The following is a 22,089-nucleotide window of genomic DNA, read 5'->3' on the forward strand; positions in this document are numbered from 1 at the left end:
GGGCAGCCCCTGTCGGGTTATTTCGCTGGTTGACCTTTTTTGAATACCAGGTATTCATTTTTTCCCGGCTCCTGCCGGTAGCTAAACCCATAAATATCGCATAGCATGCCCAGTACATTTTTAAACGGTACGTTGGCATCAAACCGGGCCGTTAGTACTGAATTGGCAATAGGTTCGCTGGCAAAGCGGATACGCACATCATATCGGCGTTCCAGCCGTTGTGCAATATCACGGAAGCGGGCATTTTTAAATATCAGTTGTCCCTGTGTCCAGGCGCTGACATCTGCCGCCGTAATATCATTTGTTTCCAGCTGGTTTTCCGCAGGGAGGTAAACCGCCTGCTGATTGGCCGTAAGCGTGGCTGGCTGATGCTGCTCATTGCCTACGGCTACTTTACCACTGGCTACGGTAACGGTTACTTTTGCATCCGGCGTATAGGCGTCGATGTTAAAGCTGGTACCGAGTACATTGATGTTGAGCGCTCCTGCATGCACCAGGAAAGGAGTTCCCTGTTGCGGTGCTACTTCAAAATAACCTTCGCCATCCAGCCAGAGTTCCCTGCCCTGTTTGGCATACCTCACCTTACTGTCTATATTCAGCCACAGGAGGCTGCCATCCGGCAGACTGATTTTCTTTATCGCGTTTTTGTTGGTTTGTTCTGTTATGGTAGCCAGCGTGGTATCCGGCTTTGTGGTTTGCTGGCGTACCAGGTAGAAGGCCCCGGCGGCAATGAGTAATGCCACAGCAGCAGCAGCGGCCCAACGCACAGATCTGTAGCCAACCCTGACAGGTGGTTCCGCTGCTTCCACCTGGCGGCTGATGCGCAGGAAAAGCAGTTGCTCCAGCGCCATACGTTGCTCCGGGCTGAATTGTGCTGTCAGCGCGGGATCATTTTCGAAAGACCTGTACCAATGGTCTACCTCACTGATTTCAGCTTCAGTGGCGGTACCTTGCAGGTATTTATCCAATAATTCTTTTAACCGGGTGTTGTTCATATCCATAGTCTCTCTAACATTAGACACCTGAAAAACGGCTTACCGCCATTATGCTTCAAAATAGTTTGAAAGCGGCGCACATAGCAGCAACAAGGCCACCAGGCACCAGAACAGGATATAATGATATTGTTTGAGGTGTGAGCGTAATATCTTCAGTGCTTTCACCATGTGTTTTTCCACTGTATTTACAGAGATGTTCAACTGGCTGGCAATGTGCTGGTACGACAAATGCTCCCTTCTGCTCAGGTAAAAAACTTCCCGGCATTTTTCGGGCATACTGGCGCAGGATTCATCTATGTGGCGTTGCAGCTCTTTCAGTTGCAGGGTGGTGGCGGCATCCGGCTGATAAAGGCCGTTGTCGTTCAGTACGTGCTGCTGATAAGTATTACGTACCAGCTGGGAACGTACCGTATTCAGTACCCTGTTTTTCAGAGAAGTGTGTAAATAATTGCGGAGCGAAGTAGTCAGAGAGATGGTTTCTCTTTTCAGATACAGGTCTACCAGCAAGCTTTGTACCAGTTCCATTGCCGTTTCCTGCACTTTTACGCGCCGGTAGGCAGCGTCCAGCAACTCTTGCCAGAAGCGTCTGTAGACATCCTCAAACGCGTCTTTATGCCCCTGTTTTACCAGCAGGAACAACTCTTCATCTGTATACGTGGAAAAATCTTTTCGCATCGACATGAATTCGAACTACGGGCTAATTTAATCGTTTCAGTAGTATTTTCTTCATGTCGGTGCGAAATTAACAGCCCGCTTGTTTTAAAGACGGCTCACAGAAAAAGGTTTATCTGCCGGATCGATGCCCCGGCTGGTAGCCGGCTTATTCCCCATTTCCAGCAGCAGCACGCCTCCGTTCACGATATCGGCATGACGGAGCCAGTTGTGCGGCCAGGGTTTTCCATTTAGGAATGCCGACTGGATATATACATTTTCCGGGCTGTTGTTGCGTGCTTCTACAATAAATTGTTTTCCGTTTTCAAGCGTCAGTGTCATTTTCGGGAACAGCGGGCTGCCGATCACGTACTGATCTGTGCCGGGACAAACACTGTAAAAGCCCATGGCGCTCATTACGTACCAGGACGACATCTGGCCCTGGTCTTCATCTCCCGGGTATCCATTTTCACCCGCGTTATATAATTGCTTCATTACCTTGCGGACGTGCTCCTGCGTTTTCCAGGGCTGCCCGGCGTAGTTGTAGAGATAGATCATATGCTGCACCGGCTGATTTCCGTGCGCATATTGACCCATGTTGGCATTTACCATTTCCGTCATTTCATGGATCATCTGTTTGTAATAACCCACGTTTACTTTATTGGGAGCAGTGAAAACGGAATCCAGTTTTGTAAGGAAAGGTACATTGCCGCCCATCAGGCGGATGAGCCCTTCTACATCATGAAACACAGACCACTGCCAGTGCCAGGCGTTTCCTTCCGTGTAGGGACCACCCCATTCGTAAGGATCAAAGTTTTCCTGCCAGCTGCCATCCAGTTTGCGGCCACGCATAAAACCGGTGATGGAATCGTACTGATTTTTATAATTATATATGGTGCGGCCAAAAACGTATTGATAAAAATCGTTGCCGGTTAACTTCGCCAGCTGATAACCGCAGAAATCATCGTAGGCATATTCCAGTGTTTGCGAAGTACTGCCATGTGATTCGGGGAAACTCACATATCCCAGCTGGTAATACTCTTTCCAACCCGCGCGTCCATTGGCGCCGCCCCAGGGGCCTTTGTTCATGGCCTCATGAAAATAGGCGTCCAGCGCCTGTTTGGGATCGAAGGTACGGATGCCTTTCACCCAGGCGTCGGTTAGCAGGGAAATAGCGTGATTGCCGAGCATGCCGCCGGTTTCTCCGGGGAAGGACCAGGCTGGCAGCCAGCCGCATTGCTGCTGTGCATCCAGCAGCGCCTGCATGTAGCGGCCTTCCATAGTAGGATGCAGCAGGGTGTTTAAAGGAAACTGCGCCCGGAAAGTATCCCAGAAGCCATTGTCCGTGTACATGTACCCGTTATGAATTTTACCATCGTAGGGACTGTAGTAATACGGTTCTCCTTTGCTGTTGTATTCGTAAAAAATATGTGAGAAAAGGTTGGCGCGGAAGAGGCAGGAATAGAAAGTGGCCTTGTCTTCCTCGCTGCCACCTTCCACTTTTACACGGTTAAACAGGGTATTCCAGATCTTACCGGCAGCAGCTTTGGTTTGTTCCAGCCGGGTAAAAGATTGCAGTTCCTGTTGCCAGGTAAGTTCCGCCTGTTCCGGGCTGATATAGGAGGAAGCCACTCTTGCCTGTACAGTAGCACCGCTTTTAAAACGGATAAATGCACCCACTCCTTTTCCTTCTGCAGATAAGCTGTCTGCAGCAATACGATTGCCGGTATTTTCCCAGGTACCACTGGCTTCGAAGGGTTGATCAAATACAATGACAAAATAATTTTTGAAATCTTGGGGGATAAAGCGGCCATTGGTCACATATCCGGTAATTTTTCTTTGTGAAGGAAATATTTTCACACCACTCAGGGCATTATAACCATCCAGCACCACGTAGGCAGGGCTTTTCGCGGGGAAGGAAAAACGAAGGTGTGCACCTCTTTCGGTGGGTGATAATTCTGCCGTGATTTTATTCGCCAATGTTACCTTGTAATAATCCGGGCGGGCAATTTCATCCGCATGACGGAAAGCTGTAGCACGCGCTTCTTCTCCTACTGTTAGTTTTCCTGTTACCGGCATGAGGCTGAATACAGCGTAATCGCCTACCCAGGGACTGCATTGGTGCGTTTGCTGAAAACCACGGATGGTATTGGCTTTGTACTGGTACTTCCATCCATCGCCGTTTTTCCCGGTTTGTGCAGACCAGGCATGCATACCAAAAGGCAATGCAGTAGAGGGATGTGTATTACCATTACTGAGAGAAAATTCTGAATTGGTACCCTGTAAAGTATTGGCATAGGCCACCGGTTCTTTTTGCTGTGCAATAGTATTGAGTGGGAGACAGCAAAGAAATGTGATAAAAAAGTTTTTAAAACGTGGTAGGTACATGATAGTATGACAGCTTTTAGTAAAGACACCCGGGGAAGACGTTACCGCCATCGGGTATTTATTTTTTTGGAAAAGGGAGGTGGGTGAGGTAGATTTATAACACTTTCTCACCGCACAACACTTACAGATATGAAAAAAGTAACGGGCCTTGGGGGCGTATTCTTTAAATGTGAAAATCCGAAAGGGATGAACGAATGGTACGCGCAGCATCTCGGGCTGGCTACCACTGAATACGGCACTACGTTTGAATGGCTACAGGCAGATGATCCATCCAAAAAAGGGTCTACCACCTGGAGTACATTTCCGCAGGATACCACTTATTTCAATCCTTCGGCAAAGCCATTTATGATCAATTACCGGGTAGAAAATATTGTGGAGCTGGTAGCGGAATTAAAAAGAGCCAACGTAACAGTGGTAGATGAAATAGCAGAATATGACTATGGCAAATTCGTTCACATACTCGATCCGGAAGGAAATATTATTGAGTTGTGGGAACCTAAAGAAGAACCAGACCAGCAGTAATCATTTCCTTTAACACCACTACCCCAGCGGCTACAGATCCTTTTCTGTGGCTAACTCCCTGTGAATGAACCCCAACTAAAGTGTGAAAAATAATATTGATTAAATACTAATTTAATTAGTATTATTGCTAAATATTTTAGTTTAAATATTTACAACGATGCCCACTCAGAAAGCAGATATCATTGCACAATTGCAGCGGGATATTCTTCTTTTACAGGGGCTCAGACCAACACTAAACAATGCTGCCGTAGATGTAGGACTTGGGCCGATAAGAGAAGCGTTTCCGGATGGGGTATTTCCCACAGGTGCGGTGCATGAATTTATTAGCAGGGCAGCTGAACCTGCGGCTGCTACAGCCGGGTTTATCAGCAGCCTGGCAGGTGGTCTTATGCAGGGAGGTGGTGTAGGTGTATGGATCAGTATTTCCCGGACCATTTTTCCTCCTGCGCTGAAAAGCTTTGGGATAGCACCTGAACAGATCATTTTTGTAGATGTGCATTCCGACAGGGAAGCACTCTGGGTGATGGAAGAAGCGCTTAAGTGTGAAGGATTGGCAGTAGTGATCGGTGAAATAAAGGAAGTAAGTTTTACCAATTCCAGGCGCCTGCAACTGGCTATTGAACAGAGCAGGGTAACTGGTTTTATACATAGATATCAGCCACGGCAGCTGAACACCACTACCTGTGTTTCCAGGTGGGAGATCATGCCTGTTGCCAGTGAACAGGAAGATCTGCTTCCCGGTGTTGGCTTTCCCCGGTGGCAGGTAGCGTTGTTAAGGATCCGTGGAGGCAAGCCGGGAACCTGGCAGATTGAATGGTCGGCCGGGAAATTTCAGCCGGTGGATAAACGTATTCCTTCTTTACCACAGCCGATCCGCAAAATAGGATAGTATGCGGCGGCGATTTGTATCCATATGGTACTGTCAATTACTGACGGATTGGTGGATCCGTCGTCAGCCGGAACTACGTGGGCAACCTTTTGTACTGGCGGCGCCGGATCATGGCCGGATGATCATTACAGCTGCCAGCCAGGCGGCACAGCAGCAGGGCATCAGCGCCGGTATGTCCGTAGCAGATGCCAGGGCTTTGGTGGCGACCTTGCAGGTTTTTGATAACATTCCCGGATCAGCGGTGAAGTTATTGACTGCACTGGGGCACTGGTGTATCAGGTATACGCCGGTAAGCGCTATAGATCCGCCGGATGGATTGATGCTGGATGTCAGTGGATGCGCTCATCTATGGGGCGGAGAAGTACCTTACCTGAGAGATATTTTTACACGACTGAAAAAATTTGGTTATACTATTCGTATAGGCATAGCCGATAGTCCCGGTGCGGCCTGGGCAGTAGCCCGTTACGGCTCTGCAGCTGCTCCTGTAATTCCTCCGGGAGAACAATTAGCAGCCCTCCTGCCTTTTCCTCCCGACGCTTTGCGGCTGGAACCAGCCATACTGGAAAAGCTGCGGAAACTCGGCCTTTACCAGATCAGCAGCTTTATCGACATGCCCCGTTCTGCGCTGCGCCGGCGTTTTGGTAACAGCTTGTTGCTCCGTCTGGATCAGGCGCTGAATGTGGAAGATGAAATCATACATCCGTTGCAGCCGCCGGAAGCTTTCCGGGAATGGTTACCCAGCCTGGAACCCATCCGCACAGCCACCGGTATCGGAATCGCTTTAAAACAATTGCTGGATCTTCTTTGTGAGCGGTTGGCAAAAGAAGGCAAAGGACTGCGGACAGTCGTTTTCAAATGCTACCGGATAGATGGGGAAGTCAGTGAGATCAGTATCGGTACCAATCGCCCTTCTCATCAACCGGTACACCTGTTCCGGCTGTTCGAAGAAAAAATCCCGCAGATAGCGCCGGCATTGGGAATAGAGCTGTTTGTACTGGAAGCATTAAAAGTTGAAGACACCCTCCCCTCGCAGGATGTTTTGTGGAAACGCAGCACCGGACTGGAAGATACCATCATCGCTGAACTGCTGGACAGGATCACCAACAAGATGGGAGCTGATACCGTACGTCGTTATTTACCGGATCAGCATCACTGGCCGGAACGATCTATCCGGATCACGACCAACCTGCAGGAAAAAACTGACATCGGCTGGAGAACAGACAGGCCCCGTCCCATCCGGCTTTTACCACAACCGGAACTTGTTGAAGTAGCTGCGCCTATTCCGGATTATCCTCCCATGTTATTTATCTACCAGGGTAAAGTACACCGCATCAAAAAAGCGGACGGACCGGAACGTATCGAACGGGAATGGTGGCTGGAAGCCGGTGAGCACCGGGACTACTATACACTGGAAGATGAAGAAGGAAGGCGGTACTGGATTTTCAGACTGGGACATTATGATCCGGATACACCTGCACGCTGGTTTATCCATGGCTTTTTTGCGTAAGAGAATGAAAAGCATAAAACATGCATTACACCGAATTACAGGTAACCACTAATTTCAGTTTTCTCCGGGGCGCTTCGCATCCGGAAGAATTGGTGGAACAGGCAGCAATCTTTGGTTACAGGGAAATCGCTATTACCGACCGTAACAGCCTGGCGGGTATAGTGCGTGGTCATGTAGCCGCCAAAGAAAGAGGCATGCGTATTATTCCCGGTTGTCATCTTCAACTGGTGGATGCCCCCCCCCTGCTGGCCTACCCTACAGATAAAGCCGCCTATGGCCGGCTATCAGCCTTATTAACGAAAGGCAATTTACGTGCAGAGAAAGGCCAGTGTCTCTTATACAAAACAGATGTATATGAACATGCCGAAGGTATCAGGTTCATTGCAGTTCCTCCTGCTGCCATGAATGCGGCATTTGATTATGAGGAAGCCTTCAAAAAAACATTGCGCGAATACCGCGAGGCGTTGGGGAACAGTCTGTACCTGTCGGCTACACGCTCCTACCAGGGCGATGATTTAAAAAGAATGTACCGCCTGTCGCAATTATGCGAACAACTGGATATGCCGCTGATAGCGACAAACGATGTACATTACCATGATCCCGGACGCAGGCAATTACAGGATGTGTTAACCTGTATCCGCGAGAAATGTACAATTCATACAGCAGGTTACCGCTTACACGAAAACGCGGAAAGGTATCTGAAACCGGCAGCAGAAATGCAGCGGTTGTTCCGTCAATATCCGGATGCCATCCGTCATACGCAGGAAATGGCGGAGGCCTGCCAGTTTTCGCTCGACAGCCTGCAATATGTTTACCCTGATGAACTCACCACGGAAGGCCGTACACCACAGGAGGAACTGGTACATCTTACGTGGAAAGGCGCCGCAGAGCAATTTCCGGAAGGTATTACCGAAAAGATCAAAACGGATATCCTGCACGAACTGGGATTCATCGCGGAGATGAATTATGCATCCTATTTCCTGACGGTATATGATATTGTGAGATTTGCCAGGGCACAGCAGATCCTTTGCCAGGGGCGCGGTTCCGCAGCTAACTCCGTGGTATGTTTCTGTCTTGGTATTACTTCCGTAAATCCTACCAAATTCGACCTGCTGTTTGAACGCTTTTTATCTTCCGCCCGTAATGAACCACCGGATATTGATGTGGATTTTGAGCATGAAAGACGCGAAGAAGTAATTCAGTATATCTATAACAAATACGGGAGAGACAGAGCAGCTATTGTGGCTACCGTAACGCAACAGGGACAGAAAGGCGCCGTGCGGGATGTAGGAAAAGCAATGGGATTATCGGTAGATATGGTAAACCGTTTATCCGGCTCTATCTGGGAGTTTACAGAAGAATGGATGGAAAACAAAGAAGTTTCCAGTCAGGGTTTAAATCCACAGGACCCGCATCTCCGGAAAGTGCTGGAACTCACTGACCAGATGATCGGCTTTCCCCGTCAGCTGGGGCAGCATACCGGTGGCTTCGTGATTACACAGGGAAAATTATCCGACCTGTGCCCGATACTGAATGCACGTATGGAAGACCGTACGAATATCGAATGGAACAAAGACGATATTGAGGCGCTGGGTTTTCTCAAGATCGATGTGCTGGCGCTGGGAATGCTAACCTGTATCCGTAAAGCGTTTGATCTCGCGAGAGATCATTATGGAAAACACCTGACCCTGGCCAACATTCCGCCCGATGACAGGAAGGTATACGAAATGATAGGACATGCCGATACTATCGGTGTATTCCAGATTGAGAGCAGGGCACAGCAATCTATGCTGCCACGGTTAAAGCCTGAAAATTTTTATGACCTGGTGATTGAAGTGGCCATTGTGCGTCCTGGTCCGATACAGGGAGGCATGGTACATCCATATCTCCGCCGCCGTAATAAAGAAGAAGAGGTCGTCTATCCATCTAAAGAGCTGGAAGCAATCCTGGAAAAAACTTTAGGCGTACCGTTGTTCCAGGAACAGGCAATGAAAATTGCCATCGTAGCTGCAGGCTTTACACCTTCAGAAGCAGACGGTCTTCGCCGCAGTATGGCTACCTTTAAAAATATCGGTCAGGTGAGCCGGTACGAAAGAAAACTGATTGATGGCATGGTAGCAAAAGGATATTCTCCTGAATACGCACAACGCATTTTCAAACAGCTGGAAGGTTTTGGCAGTTACGGATTTCCCGAGAGTCATGCGGCTTCCTTTGCACTCCTCGTCTATGTATCTTCCTGGATAAAATGTCACCACCCGGATGTATTTGCCTGCGCTCTGCTGAACAGTATGCCTATGGGCTTTTACCAGCCGGCACAGATTGTGATCGATGCAAAGAAACATGGTGTAACCGTGCGGCCTGTTGATATCAATCATTCCTGCTGGGATAATACACTCGAAGAAAAAGCCGGGGAACACCGCGTGCTGCGCCTTGGCTTCCGGCAGGTAAAAGGCATGCGGGAAGACGATATACAGGCCCTTATCACAGCAAGAAATAAGCACTATACAGATGTGAATGCCTTGCTTGATGCCGGGGTGCCTTTAACCACACTGGAAAAACTGGCTGATGCAGATGCGTTCCGGTCCATCGGATTGGACCGCCGCCGGGCGCTCTGGGAAGTATCTGCCCTGAAAGATAATCCGACCGGCATGTTCACCGGTCAGCCTTCAGCAACCGCTTCAGAAACTACTATTGTTCTTCCTGAAATGACCTCTTCAGAACATGTGGTACATGATTACAGCGCCACCTCGCTTTCTTTAAAAGCGCATCCGGTTAGTTTTGTGAGGGAACAATTGCAGCAATTACATATCCGGCCTATCATAGATCTTGACAAGATGCAGGATGGCGATATGGTCAGCGTAGCAGGACTCGTGCTCGTAAGGCAACGCCCCGGTACTGCCAGTGGTATTTGCTTTATTACGATCGAAGATGAAACCGGTTGTAGTAACCTCGTTGTTTTTAAACAGTTATTCGATCATTACCGGAAAGAAATCGTTCAGGCAAAACTATTGATGGTCACCGGTAAAGTACAACGGGAGGGAGAAGTAATACATGTGGTAGTGCAACATTGCTATAATTTATCAAAGTTACTGCGGCACCTGTTGCCTTCCGGGAAAACGCCGTCAGTCAATACTGTGTCCCGTGCCGATGAAAACCCGATGGCTGGTCAGGGAAAGATTTTCCCCGAAGCCAGGAATTTCAGATAATGGGAAAATAAAAATCATTCTCTATCTTCGGCAGGTAGCCTCACAATAAATCAACCTGCTTGAAAAAGAACAAAAATATAGATCCGCTTGACAGGGAAATACTCATCAGGTCTTTCGCAGAATTCTCCAAGGTGAGTGAGGAAGATGAACTATTGGTATTTGAAAGAAAAACGGCGCTCGGCTGTATGGTGATATTTTTAGTTATCCTCGCCGGCATTCTGTACTTAACCGACATCGGCCTGGTGCTCATGCTAATATTTAACGGGCTGATTCTTTCAGTAATCTATTTATGGAACTATAAATACAACCTGCGCCGGAAACCATTGCTGGTCATCAATAAGAAAGGCATCACCTATAAGCGCACTTCCTATGAGTGGGAGCACATACAGGAGTTACTTTGTGCAGAAGAATACGATGCAGATTCAGGATGGCATACCTCTACTTACATCAGGTTTAATTATCACAAAGCTAACCCGAAGATTGATATCAGTGGACTTTCCAGGTCTATAGAAGAAATCATCCATTATATCAATGCTTTCCGCATAAAGTAAATATCCCCGGAAAGTTATCATGTATCCTATTCCCTGACAACCGGTATTTTTTTGTCTGGAATCATAACCATATGGCCTATCCGCAAAATTATTCTATATTCGCGGCGTAACCTTGAATGCAATCATCGGTTTAACCCTTTTAAAAAAACAAAAACCTTTATTTATGTCTGTTTACGCACGATTAGGCTTCGTTTGCGCTTTGACCATGTCATTTGCTCTCACCTCGCATGCACAATTGAAATTAAACACCAAAACACTGGGCGCCGGCGCCAAAGCAGTGAAAGCTGCTACGCTGACAGATGACGATGTCATCAAGTATACCAAAGAGTATATCCAGTGGATGGATGAACACAATCCTGTTGCCCCTGCTGATGATCCCATGGCACAACGGTTGAAAAAGCTCACCGACAATGTCACAAATTACGAAGGCATGAATCTTAACTTCAAAGTTTACCTGGTTCGTGATATCAATGCTTTCGCCTGTGCAGACGGCAGTGTGCGGGTTTGTGCCGGATTACTGCAAACCATGACAGATGATGAAGTTATGGGTGTAATCGGTCATGAAATCGGTCACGTAAAAAACAAAGATTCGAAAGATGCGTTTAAAACCGCATTGATGACTTCTGCCCTGAAAGACGGTGTTTCTTCACAAGGCGGTGCAGCCGGTACTTTGAGCGATTCTCAGCTGGGTGAATTGGGCGAAGCCGTGGCGAACTCCGCATATTCCCGTAACCAGGAAAGTCAGGCCGACAGCTATGGCTACGAATTCCTGAAAGCCGCCAAACTCAATCCATGGGGCATGTCTATGGCTTTTGAGAAATTATGGAAAGCTTCCCAGGAAGCTGGTGCTGATAAAAAGAAGAAAGGCTCCCAGTTGTTCTCCTCTCACCCGGATACAGAAAAAAGAATGAATACGATGTCAGAGAAAGCAAAAAAAGATGGCTATGAAAGGCCGGTAGTAGCGGCGAAGTAACTGCTTCCCAAAAAGATATGGAAAAGGCATCGGTTTGCACCGATGCCTTTTCTGCTTTTATTACCTGCGATACCGGGAATAAAACGCATATTATTTATTCACATACATTTACTCTTTCCCAAAATTACGCCACCTTGCAGCCTTATCCAGCGTATTTACATTGAAAGCAACAAACGAAAACACAGGAGCAGACCATCTTAAAAGAGGGTTACAAAACAGGCATATCCAGCTGATTGCGCTTGGTGGCGCCATAGGAACAGGTTTATTTCTGGGAATAGGCCCGGCAGCAGTATTGGCAGGTCCCTCTGTTATTTTGGGTTATGCGCTGGCAGGTGTCATCGCTTTCTTTATCATGCGTCAACTGGGTGAAATGGTGGTAGAAGAGCCGGTATCAGGCAGCTTCAGTCACTTTGCCTATAAATACTGGGGCACCTTTGCGGGCTTTGCATCCGGCTGGAATTACTGGATCCTGTACATCCTCGTCAGCATGTCCGAATTAACGGCAATAGGCGTATATGTACATTTCTGGTGGCCGGAAATACCTTTGTGGTCGTCCAGTCTTTTCTTTTTCATTGCCATCAATGCTTTAAATCTCAGTTCCGTAAAAGTATATGGAGAAGCCGAATTCTGGTTTTCCATCATAAAGGTAGTAGCCATTATTGCCATGATCTGTTTTGGCACCTACCTGCTGATCAGCGGAAGTGGCGGAGAGCAGGCCAGTATACAGAACCTGTGGAACGACGGTGGCTTTTTTCCGAAAGGATTACTGGAGTCCGATGGGAAGGGAGGCTTCCAGGGCCTGTTTGCAGCCATTGCGCTCATTATGTTTTCTTTCGGAGGACTTGAACTGATCGGTATCACCGCTGCAGAAGCCGACAAACCGGAGAAAACAATACCCAAGGCCACCAACCAGGTAATTTACCGTATCCTGATCTTTTACGTAGGTGCGCTGATTATACTTTTTGCCTTATCTCCCTGGAGAAGCATTACCACTACCAGCAGTCCTTTTGTAATGGTGTTTGAAAGCCTGAAAGGATTTCAGTTTACACTGATGGGCCATACCGTTTATTTTACCAGTTTGATTGCAAACGTATTGAACCTGATCGTTTTAACGGCAGCACTTTCGGTATATAACAGTTGTGTTTACAGCAATAGCCGCATGTTGTATGGTCTTGCCAGGCAAGGCAATGCACCGGCATTCCTGTCAAAGCTGAATCACAATCATGTACCGGTGAAAGCCATCCTGGTTTCCGGTTTGTTTGCAGCGATCTGTATTGTGATCAATAAAGTAATCCCGGAGAAAGCACTGGAAGTACTGATGTCACTGGTGGTTTCTACGTTGATCATCAACTGGCTGATGATTAGCGTAGTGCATCTGAAATTCAAGCAGCATAAAACAGCAGCAAACATCCGTACCAAATTCCCCTCATTTATTTACCCGGTATCCAATTATATCTGCCTGGTATTCCTGGTGGGTATCCTCGTACTGATGTGGATCACCGGGATGAAATTGCCGGTGGCGCTCATTCCTGGCTGGGTCATCTTCCTGTATCTGTGTTATTTACTGGTAAAAAGAAATAACCGGCAGGGATAATCCTGCTTATTTAGTTTTTGGAATATAGGTGAGATGGAATCTTTTTACATATTCCTCCAGTGGTTCAAGCCCCACACCTTTTCTTCTTTCATTCACATTTACCTCATCGATAATGGGAAATAGGATCAGGGTATTGGTCGCCGGATCTGTTTCCAGCTGACTGCCATACACCTGGTAACCATTTTTGTGAACGGAGATCCTGTCTTCCAGCAATGCCAGCTGACTTCCAGCGGCCTTGTTTTCAGCTACTGCTTTTTTCAGCAAGGGCAGGTACTTTTCCTGCACCTCAAATGGTGCATGCTGGATAACTGCGAACTGTGCTATGTTTCCGTTTACACCTACTTCTTCCGCACTCAGCCAGCCATAAGTATCCAGGACGGCAGTCATTTTGGTTACATTAAAAGCATCTGCTTTTTGCATCTCCCTGATAACAGCATTTTTTGCGGCAGTATCTACTATCTGTCCATAAGGACTCATCACCGGCATTAACCTGTACTTCCGGTCATCATTAAAAATGGTGTCCAGTACATTGTAAAGATGCACATTGATAGCAGGTGCGTATTTCATTTTATTTTCCCTGAAACACGATATAAATTCCTCCTTATTCCTGATACCAGCAAATGCGGGATCGTTGATAAATTTCTCATCGTTCCAGTAACGGGACCTGGAACATAGGTTGCGGAGGATCTTATTGACGGAATCTATATTACCTGTACAAGCCCAGGCCCGGGCCGCGTTGTACCGGTCGGCCGGCGTGCCCATTCCACCAAATGCCTTAAAGGCAAGATCATAATGCAGTGTTGCTTCCCTGCAATTTTTATGTTCCATCAGTGAGTCGGCGATCCTGATATTGCTATAGTATTCCGGTGGGGGCGTAAGGCCCTGCCCGATCGTTGTACCATGGAAAAACAAACATAGCAGTGTTAAAAACGGGTATTTTCTTATAAAAGTTATCATGGGCTACAGGTGATAAACGTGGATAAATCAGGGCTACGTACGGCACTCACTAAATATAGTAAAAATAGTTAACTCCGGCGCCTTGCGATCACATTTTCTGCTGCCTTATTACCATGATAAAAAGCCTCTTCAAAGATGGAAATACCACTCAGGTCTGAATGGGCAAAGAAAATATTGGAATGCCCGCTTTGTTGCACAGCATGGCGTTCCTGGCTGGTCAGGAAACCGGGGTGAGGGCGTATCATGCCATGTCCCCATACCTGCACATCGATCCGGCGGATGAGCGCATGAATATGCCGGTGAGCGATTGCCAGATCATCGGCAATCAACTTTACCCAATGCGCATGATCCAATCCGAGCGCATATTTGCGGGAGTTTACCGGATCAAGATGATCGAGCGGCAGATACCAGGTAATGACCTGTTTATCAGGTGAGATCTGTGAAATGTTTTGCTGCTGCGCGTTTACATACCCAAGGGATCTCCCTTTGTATACCACATTATCCCAACAAAGCGGATAGCCGCTGCCGGCAGGGATATTATCCAGCGTAATATTGGCTACTAACCAGGGCGAATATACGAAGTTGGCAGCCGGAGGCCTGGCAGGCAAGAGTCTGCGCCCAACGAATTGCGGAACAGCCAGGATACAATGATCGGCCACAATCCGTTTCGTAATACCCTGATGCACATCCAGGTAATCTACCTGCACCTTATCTCCTGCCGGTGTTACCTGGTACACCAGAGAATTGGGCAACAGGCTTTCTTTACTGAATTGCAGGAGGTGCTGCATGAGCCGGCCGTTGCCTTCCGGCCAGGTCAGCACTTGAGAAGATTCGGCGTTGGCTGCCTTGCCTTTGCGACCAGCAAAATAGTGAATACCGGCCCAGGCACTGATGGCAGCAGCATCCGCGCCATAGTCATCGCGACAGCAATAATCCAGGTACCAATGTAGTTCTTCTGAGTGGTATCCTTTCTGTTCCAGCCAGGTGCGCATACTGATCTGATCGAGCGCTGTATACACAGGATCTGCTGAACTATTGGCGACCGGAATATCAAAAGCAAAAAGCTGATCGGCCCCTTTCACCTGGCGCAAACGCTCCATTTCTGCCAGAAAACGCTGAATTTCCGACAATGCAGCAGCCTGAACACCAAATTGTGGTACCAGTCCTTCCTGCCATCTATCGTGAATGAATAAACGTTCTTCCGGGTCAAAGCAAAGATCTGTTTCCCGGTATATGGGCAATCCCGCAGCATCATAGCCTGTGAGCATACCGGCTTCCTCCAGCAACTCCAACAGGGCTGTATGCTGCAGATTAGGGAGGGGCAGGTAGTGCGCACCGAGTGGGTAGGCGGCGTACGCATTTTTACCAAAACCGGCGTTGCCACCTGGGGTGGGTTCCAGCTCCAACACTTTAAAATCAATGCCCTGTTGCTGCAGTTTCCTGGCAGCGGCAAGTCCTGCTATACCACTACCCACAATTAACGTATCTGTATAAGTGGTTACCTCCGGTACAGGAAAGCTTCCTTCCCGGATGCGGTGACCAATTGCGGCTGAGGCCCCGTTTATTTTACCGGTGATATGTGCGTATCTGTCTGTTTTATTCTGGCAGGCAACATACTGCCCAACGGTAATAGAACCGCCGGCAATCAAGGCCATATAGCGCAGAAAATCCTTGCGCGTCAAAGTATTACTCCTGGTATTTTCCCCATTCATCTTCAAAATATTGCACCAACACCTGGTTGTTTAACTGATTGGGCCGTACCGCCCTTTTATCCATATCTGCTGTAAACAGGCGCATCTGCGGAAATACACCTGCCGCAAAATAGCGCAGTCCTTCGGGCAGCTGATCATGTTGCTGATACAGTGCTGCCGGAGAAGCCATTACATATCCCCATTCGCCAAACGAAGGCACATAGGTGTGATAGGGAATTGTCTTATAACCGCAGGTAAGCAAGGTGGTATTTACACACCAGAAAGCCTTTGGGGCTACATAGGGAGAGGTAGACTGCACCACTATTACGCTGCTGTCGTTTAGAGAATGACGCAACTGCCGATAAAAGGCAGTGGTGTACAACTTGCCCACCGCATAATTTCCCGGATCGGGAAAATCTATGATCGCTATATTAAAAGTCTCTTTATTTTCTTTCAGCCATTGAAAGGCGTCCGCATTAACGATTGTAAGTTTGGGTGATAAGAGGGAGTTGCTGTTCAGTTTTGTGAGCAGGGTATTTTCCTTGAAAAGCCTTGTCATAGAAGGATCCAGATCTACCAGTGTGATATGTTCTATCTCCGGATACTTCAGCAGTTCCCTGGCAGCCATTCCATCCCCACCGCCAAGAATAAGGATCTTACGCCGACTACCGCCGTACATCATCACCGGATGCACCAGCGCCTCATGATAACGGTACTCATCTGCAGAGCTGAATTGCAGATTGCCATTAAGATATAGCCGCAGATCCGACTTACTTCTGGTTAAAACGATCCGCTGATAAGGAGAAGAATGCGTAAAAATAACCGGATCGCGGAAGGCCATCCCTTCTGAAAAAGTCATGATCTCATTTGCCCAGAAAAAGATGCCGGACAAAAAGAGGATCACTGCTACTGCTTTTATTTTCAGATAGGCTGCCCATTTTATTTCCGAACGGAATTTTACCAGCACAATCATGGCCACCAATACGTTCAGGATACCAAAGAAACAGGAGGTGCGTATGAGTCCCAGGTAAGGTACCAGCAACAAAGGAAATACGATGGAGGCCAGCAGCGCTCCTATATAATCAAAAGTAAATACCCTGGACACGAGATCGCGGAACTCATAGCGATTCTTCAGGATATTCATCAGCAGTGGCAATTCCAGGCCAACGAGGATGCCTGTAAGCCCTACGAGCATATACAGAATCAGCCGGAAAGACAACGCATGTTCGAATAGCAGGAACAACGCAGCGGAGCTGATTCCTCCTATCAGGCCAACCAGGATTTCCAGCTGGATAAACCAGCTTAGCAATTCCTTTTTAAAAAAGCGCGACAGCCAGGCGCCGATACCCATCGCAAAAAGATATGCGCCAATGATGGTAGAAAACTGTGTTACAGAATCTCCCAACAGGTAACTGGCCAGCGTACCGGCCACCAGCTCATAGATCAGGCCACAGGTGGCGATCACAAACACAGAAAAAAACAACAATGCTTCCACCCTTCCAAACAGTTTAACTATGAATCGCAGAACTGATGATCAGTCCTATTGCTATAATGAAACCGGCTACCACAATAGCCAGCGCCATATTCTTATTCTGAACAATTTCCTTCCAGGTATTCTCCGGTGTTAGGCGGTCTACCAGCCAGAAGGCCAGTACCAGGATAATCACACCTAAAAAGGAGTAAATAACGGAGGCCAGGATATACTTCAATTGTAATGCTTCCATAAAATAGCAGGTTATTTATGATAAAAGTGATTGACACCTCCATGTGAGCGGCTGTTACGGGTGCCGCCCGGTTCCCATTTTTCAGTACTGGTACAGTTACAGATGCGGTAACCATAATGGTTGCTCAACAAAAGAACTGTCAGGAAAGCAGCAAACAGGCAGATCAGCAATTTATCTTTCTGCCACCACTGCATTGCGGTTGTTTTAAAATTTGCTTTCATTAATTACGATGTTTTATCACGTTACTCCCAGCCCAGCGCTCTGCTTCAAACGACCTTTGTACAAACTGGATAACCACCGCTATCAATGTCATTACCAGTGATACGATCACGGCATTCCACCAGGTAGGTACATCCCACCATACGGTAAGGTCCAGACTCACCGATGGCGCATTGCTATCCTTGCTGAAAGTAGTAACGAAGTGATAGTTGCCCGGCGCTACACTGCAAACAAACTCTTTCTGCAAACGGGAACCTTCACTCCAGGACTCTCCTTCTGATACACCACTATAGTACTCCGTGCCCACTACAAAAGCCGTTTCCTTTCCTGTTTGCTCATTCACAAGATTTACTTCTACTTCACACCAGCTATTGTTTACATCGGCTACCAGCTGCACTTCCATATTCGAAGTCTGACCTTCCAGCCTGAAAGATGGGGAGATCAGGGGCTTATTGACGTTCCCCGTATCCATCTGCAATCTTTCACTGAACACCGGCTGTTGTTTCCGGCTATATACATACATCGTCTGAATGATCAATGCTAATACACAGAATACAAGTGTTCCTATCAGGAAGCGCCTGGCGTCTATATTCCATCTCGGTGGCTGGGCAGGCGCAATGCCAACGGGTTTAGGGAGCGCTTCCCCGTTGAGAAATGCCTTGCTGACATCTCCCGGTAAAATATATTCCCCGCCAAAAATATCCGTTTCGCCAGGACCGTTCGTATTGATTTCCACGGCCAGCAAACGGGGCGGGCAGATATATTCCACACAATCTACTCCTTTGCGCAGATTAGATTCCCATTGAAACTCCCCGGAAGCATAGTTATATTTGGCCACGTAGCGGCTGAAACGCTCAAACTGATCTTCTTCCCAGCTAACACCCGGCTGATTGGGATTGGTAGCCAGTGTTGGTAAAACGCTGGTTGGAACGGGTTTCAGCAGGTTCCAGTGTCCATCATAAGTAGATAAAAACGCCAGTTCCCCTTCATCGTCCATCAGCGTATATTCGAACCAGTAATAGCTGGTATTTACCTCGTACCGTTCTGCCACAGCAATCAGCCTGTAATTCCGGCCCTTCAATATTCCATGCAGTCCTACACGCAGCATAGGCTTGCCCTTTGGCTGATGAAGTTTATAATCTGAATGGATCCCATGAGGGCCCGCTCTAACCACAGCGTAACAATTGCCACAGATGTACATATACGTTTTCTCCGGCGCAAATACGTGATGCTGCTGCTTACACGAGGGACAGGTAAATCCGGATGGTATAGTTGAACTCATAAAAAGTACGGGATCTATCTTCTGATACAATGGGGTTCTTTCAGTGAAGCTTCGAAAAACTGCTGTACTTGCTCCATGATGGCTGTTGTAATGGCATCGTTGTTCTTCCTGAAATTCGACAGAAAAACATCACAGGTACATAAGCCAAACTCCGGCCAGGTATGTATGGAAATATGTGATTCTGTAAGACAATGTACTGCAGTATACCCCCCGCTAGGAAAATCATGAACACAATTACCCACCTCAGTGAGTCCGTGCTGCGTTATCTGGTTTTGGATAAACGCCCGCCAATGGCTGCTTTCCTCTAATAAGTCTGTTCGCTGGCTATGTAACGTGGCTAACAGGTGTAACCCCGGCTGATACTCCATATATAGGTTAAATAAAATTACCGGGCGGAAAAGTAATGATATAAATTGAAATATCCTTGTAGCTACCCGTTGAAAAAAGTTGACTTATCGCAGCCAGCCTGTCAATGCTGCAATAAATGCCGGCTGCTGATCGCTGTATAAATAGTGTGAACAATCCTTCAAGTATTGCAGGTGTGTTTTCCCGATCATGCTCCGGAGCTCATTGATCTGCGCCAGGGAAAACAGCCCGTCGTCTTTACCATACAGGGCATGGATGCTTAATCCATCTGCCTGTAATTGTTTCAACACCGGTAAAATACTCATGGTGGAATAGTGTTCATTTTTCCAGAAACCCATTACCGCATCATTATTTTTGCCGGCAGAAAACTTCCTGTAACCAGGATCCGCCTCCAACCTGGCGTACAGGCTTTTAGCCAAATCGCTCTGATGTGGTGTGGAAAAAAAGCCATTCCGGGAAGAATGCCTGAAACAGGAGGCCCTGTATTCAAAAGAACTTTTATCCATGCCTTCAATACGCAGGATATCATTCAGCCCGGCGGTATCTTTTCGGGCCTGGTAAATGCCGGTTGATTTTTTCAGAATGGTCTTGTACGTTTCCGGCTGCGACAACAAGGCGCTAACCAACACCAGCCCGGCCACCCGGTCTTTATATTTTTCGGTGTACAGTGTGGAAACAATACCACCAAAACTAAACCCGATCAGGGTAGCTTTCCGGATACCAAACTGTTTATAAATAGCATTCAGGTCGTCGAAAGTTTCCTGGAAAGTGTAAGCGGCCTTCAGATCCTTTGAAAGTCCTTCCCCTCTTCTGTCGTAAAGGATCACATAAAACCCCTGGTCTGCCAGCTTTTGCGCCGTCGTCACTTCAAAAGCAACAGCACTGCTACCCGGACCTCCATGAATAAAAATGACTGGCTTATTGTTACTGCTTCCGTAAGTTTTGGTATAAAGGGGTTGTGCCGCCGCGAAAAGCGTTACCAACAGCATAAAGGCCGTCATTAAGTATTTCATGATGTTTGTGTGTTTTGTAAGTATGGAGTTCCGGTTTGCAAAAATACTTATCAAACCGGTTATCTGGCAAAAGAGTTTGTATTTTTTATCTAGTATGCCTGCGGAATTATAAAAGGTAAAATTTGTACATTTGCCGGCATCCCGGGCGGCGCCGGGATTATTATAAATCGTTTGTTCATAACCGTTAGTCATGCTGTACCGTATCTGTCTTTTTACCATTGCCCTGTTCTCCTTTTCCATTTTACACGCACAAACCATCCCTGCTACCGGTAGCGACATATCCTCTTTTATTCCCCGCGGCTGGAAACTTTTCGCCCAGGCTACGGGGGATCTGAACAAAGACTCCCTCGCAGATGTGGTCATGATCATCCAGGAAACAAACAAGAAGAAACTCGTAAAAAACGAAGAAGGCATGGGGATAGATACCATGGATCTGAACCCCAGGATGGTATTGATATTATTTAAGCAAACAGATGGGACTTATCAACTGGCTACCAAAAGTACGTCCTTTATTTCCAGTCCCAATAACGCAGACAATCCCTGTGAATCGGATCGTATAGAAGACGATGTACTCACCATAAAAAAAGGAGTGCTCACGCTGCGGCAGCATTACTGGTCGAGCTGCGGTTCCTGGACTACCAGCATAGAAGACTATTTATTCCGCTACCAGAAAGGAAAATTTGAACTGATCGGCTATTCCAGTGAAGACATTCACCGGTCTTCCGGGGAGATGAATACCTACAGCGTCAATTTCTCAACACGGAAAGCGATCCGTACCACCGGTGATAATATGTTTGATACGCCAAAGGAAAAACCCAAAACGACGGAGCAATCTTTTACGATGGCAACACTGCCGAATTTGGAAACGATGACGCCGGAGACGTTTGAACAGGTATTAGAGGTAGTAAACAAAAAGAAATAGGCTATCCTCTTGCTGCCGGCCCCCATTTACCCCAAAAACCGTAAATTCATTGCCCCCCCTTACACCGACAGCTTTGACATGCAGATTTTTATCTTAAAAAGTGGCATTCAAACTATTTTTCATCATCGCTGTTTGCTGCTGACATAGGGTTGTCATACCCCCTTTCTACTTTTACATCAGACAATAAAAATATCATCCTAAAAACAAACCTATATGAGTACTACAAACACTTTGAGAGGATTCGCCACTGTCAGCTACTTCGCCGCAGACCATGAAGCTGCAAAAAAATGGTACACTGAGTTGACCGGCGTTCCGCCATATTTCGAAATGCCCGGTTATGCCGAATTCCGCATTGGCGACTACCAGCACGAGCTGGGTATCATCGATAGCAAGTACTCTCCAAATCCAACTGCCAGCGGTCCGGGCGGCGCTATCATGTACTGGCATGTAGACGATATAAAAGCCACCGTTAAGAGGTTACTGGCCATGGGCGCCACAGAAAACGAAGAGATTACGGAACGCGGACATGGATTTGTAACGGCCTCCGTAGTAGACCCCTTCGGCAATGTACTGGGCGTCATGTACAACCCACATTACCTGGAAATTCTCGAAGCAAAATCCAAATAAAGAAATACCGGT

At 47.3% G+C, this 22,089-nt stretch carries 20 protein-coding genes; 9 read left to right on the forward strand and 11 right to left on the reverse strand.

The genetic code is table 11. The features are described from left to right. Window positions 1-17: 17 nt before the first annotated feature. The 3 genes from BMW79_RS28020 to BMW79_RS28030 all read right to left on the reverse strand — a co-directional run bounded on the left by BMW79_RS28020 (window position 18) and on the right by BMW79_RS28030 (window position 4,034). Window positions 18-1,001 carry a FecR family protein gene (locus BMW79_RS28020; protein ID WP_089901083.1) on the reverse strand — a complete coding sequence of 328 codons (984 nt, stop codon included), beginning with the start codon at window positions 999-1,001 and terminating at the stop codon, window positions 18-20. A gap of 42 nt (window positions 1,002-1,043) precedes the next feature. Beyond that, window positions 1,044-1,670 carry an RNA polymerase sigma-70 factor gene (locus BMW79_RS28025; protein WP_177192363.1) on the reverse strand — a complete coding sequence of 209 codons (627 nt, stop codon included), beginning with the start codon at window positions 1,668-1,670 and terminating at the stop codon, window positions 1,044-1,046. Window positions 1,671-1,754: 84 nt separating this feature from the next. Next, a complete protein-coding gene (locus BMW79_RS28030) occupies window positions 1,755-4,034 on the reverse strand; it encodes a GH92 family glycosyl hydrolase (RefSeq protein ID WP_089901089.1) in 2,280 nt (759 codons plus the stop codon). A gap of 129 nt (window positions 4,035-4,163) precedes the next feature. Here BMW79_RS28030 and BMW79_RS34305 point away from each other — a divergent pair, with 129 nt between their 5' ends. From BMW79_RS34305 to BMW79_RS28065, 7 genes are all read left to right on the forward strand, one after another. Then, on the forward strand, window positions 4,164-4,556 hold the full coding sequence (locus BMW79_RS34305; RefSeq protein ID WP_089901092.1) for a VOC family protein: 393 nt from the start codon (window positions 4,164-4,166) through the stop codon (window positions 4,554-4,556). A gap of 157 nt (window positions 4,557-4,713) precedes the next feature. After that, window positions 4,714-5,445 carry an ImuA family protein gene (locus tag BMW79_RS28040; protein ID WP_089901094.1) on the forward strand — a complete coding sequence of 244 codons (732 nt, stop codon included), beginning with the start codon at window positions 4,714-4,716 and terminating at the stop codon, window positions 5,443-5,445. A 1-nt stretch (window position 5,446) separates the two neighbouring features. Then, a complete protein-coding gene (locus BMW79_RS28045; RefSeq protein ID WP_089901097.1) occupies window positions 5,447-6,952 on the forward strand; it encodes a Y-family DNA polymerase in 1,506 nt (501 codons plus the stop codon). Window positions 6,953-6,972: 20 nt separating this feature from the next. Continuing rightward, on the forward strand, window positions 6,973-10,158 hold the full coding sequence (locus BMW79_RS28050) for an error-prone DNA polymerase (protein WP_089901100.1): 3,186 nt from the start codon (window positions 6,973-6,975) through the stop codon (window positions 10,156-10,158). 59 nt (window positions 10,159-10,217) lie between these two features. Then, entirely contained in the window at window positions 10,218-10,709 is a 492-nt protein-coding gene (locus tag BMW79_RS28055) for a hypothetical protein (protein ID WP_089901103.1), read from the forward strand. A gap of 163 nt (window positions 10,710-10,872) precedes the next feature. After that, on the forward strand, window positions 10,873-11,682 hold the full coding sequence (locus BMW79_RS28060) for a M48 family metallopeptidase (RefSeq protein WP_089901106.1): 810 nt from the start codon (window positions 10,873-10,875) through the stop codon (window positions 11,680-11,682). Window positions 11,683-11,842: 160 nt separating this feature from the next. Then, complete coding sequence (locus BMW79_RS28065; protein ID WP_089901109.1) at window positions 11,843-13,276, forward strand: amino acid permease; 1,434 nt, start codon at window positions 11,843-11,845, stop codon at window positions 13,274-13,276. A 6-nt stretch (window positions 13,277-13,282) separates the two neighbouring features. Here the strand turns inward: BMW79_RS28065 and BMW79_RS28070 are convergent, their stop codons facing one another. The 8 genes from BMW79_RS28070 to BMW79_RS28105 form a co-directional block, all read right to left on the reverse strand. Further along, entirely contained in the window at window positions 13,283-14,233 is a 951-nt protein-coding gene (locus tag BMW79_RS28070; protein WP_143059286.1) for a DUF6624 domain-containing protein, read from the reverse strand. Between the two features lie 68 nt (window positions 14,234-14,301). Next, window positions 14,302-15,945, reverse strand: a complete 1,644-nt coding sequence (locus tag BMW79_RS28075; protein ID WP_089901115.1) for an FAD-dependent oxidoreductase — start codon at window positions 15,943-15,945, stop codon at window positions 14,302-14,304. Then, entirely contained in the window at window positions 15,920-17,419 is a 1,500-nt protein-coding gene (locus BMW79_RS28080; RefSeq protein WP_089901118.1) for a polyamine aminopropyltransferase, read from the reverse strand. Before BMW79_RS28080 ends, BMW79_RS28075 begins: the two co-directional genes overlap by 26 nt. Window positions 17,420-17,432: 13 nt before the next feature. Beyond that, window positions 17,433-17,648, reverse strand: a complete 216-nt coding sequence (locus BMW79_RS28085; protein ID WP_089901120.1) for a DUF350 domain-containing protein — start codon at window positions 17,646-17,648, stop codon at window positions 17,433-17,435. A gap of 11 nt (window positions 17,649-17,659) precedes the next feature. Next, entirely contained in the window at window positions 17,660-17,869 is a 210-nt protein-coding gene (locus BMW79_RS28090; RefSeq protein WP_089901123.1) for a hypothetical protein, read from the reverse strand. Beyond that, window positions 17,869-18,975, reverse strand: coding sequence for a DUF4178 domain-containing protein (locus tag BMW79_RS28095; RefSeq protein WP_177192364.1), 1,107 nt, complete (start codon window positions 18,973-18,975; stop codon window positions 17,869-17,871). Before BMW79_RS28095 ends, BMW79_RS28090 begins: the two co-directional genes overlap by 1 nt. Window positions 18,976-19,163: 188 nt before the next feature. Next, complete coding sequence (locus BMW79_RS34440) at window positions 19,164-19,517, reverse strand: S-adenosylmethionine decarboxylase family protein (protein WP_089901127.1); 354 nt, start codon at window positions 19,515-19,517, stop codon at window positions 19,164-19,166. A gap of 84 nt (window positions 19,518-19,601) precedes the next feature. Beyond that, on the reverse strand, window positions 19,602-20,528 hold the full coding sequence (locus tag BMW79_RS28105; RefSeq protein ID WP_177192365.1) for an alpha/beta fold hydrolase: 927 nt from the start codon (window positions 20,526-20,528) through the stop codon (window positions 19,602-19,604). Window positions 20,529-20,718: 190 nt separating this feature from the next. On the opposite strand from BMW79_RS28105, the gene BMW79_RS28110 reads away from it, so the two are divergent. Together BMW79_RS28110 and BMW79_RS28115 are read left to right on the forward strand one after the other, a co-directional pair. Further along, window positions 20,719-21,450, forward strand: a complete 732-nt coding sequence (locus BMW79_RS28110) for a hypothetical protein (protein WP_177192366.1) — start codon at window positions 20,719-20,721, stop codon at window positions 21,448-21,450. Window positions 21,451-21,663: 213 nt separating this feature from the next. After that, a complete protein-coding gene (locus BMW79_RS28115) occupies window positions 21,664-22,077 on the forward strand; it encodes a VOC family protein (protein ID WP_089901134.1) in 414 nt (137 codons plus the stop codon). Window positions 22,078-22,089: the final 12 nt, after the last annotated feature.

Source organism: Chitinophaga arvensicola (genome assembly GCF_900110835.1).
Classification (GTDB): domain Bacteria; phylum Bacteroidota; class Bacteroidia; order Chitinophagales; family Chitinophagaceae; genus Chitinophaga; species Chitinophaga arvensicola.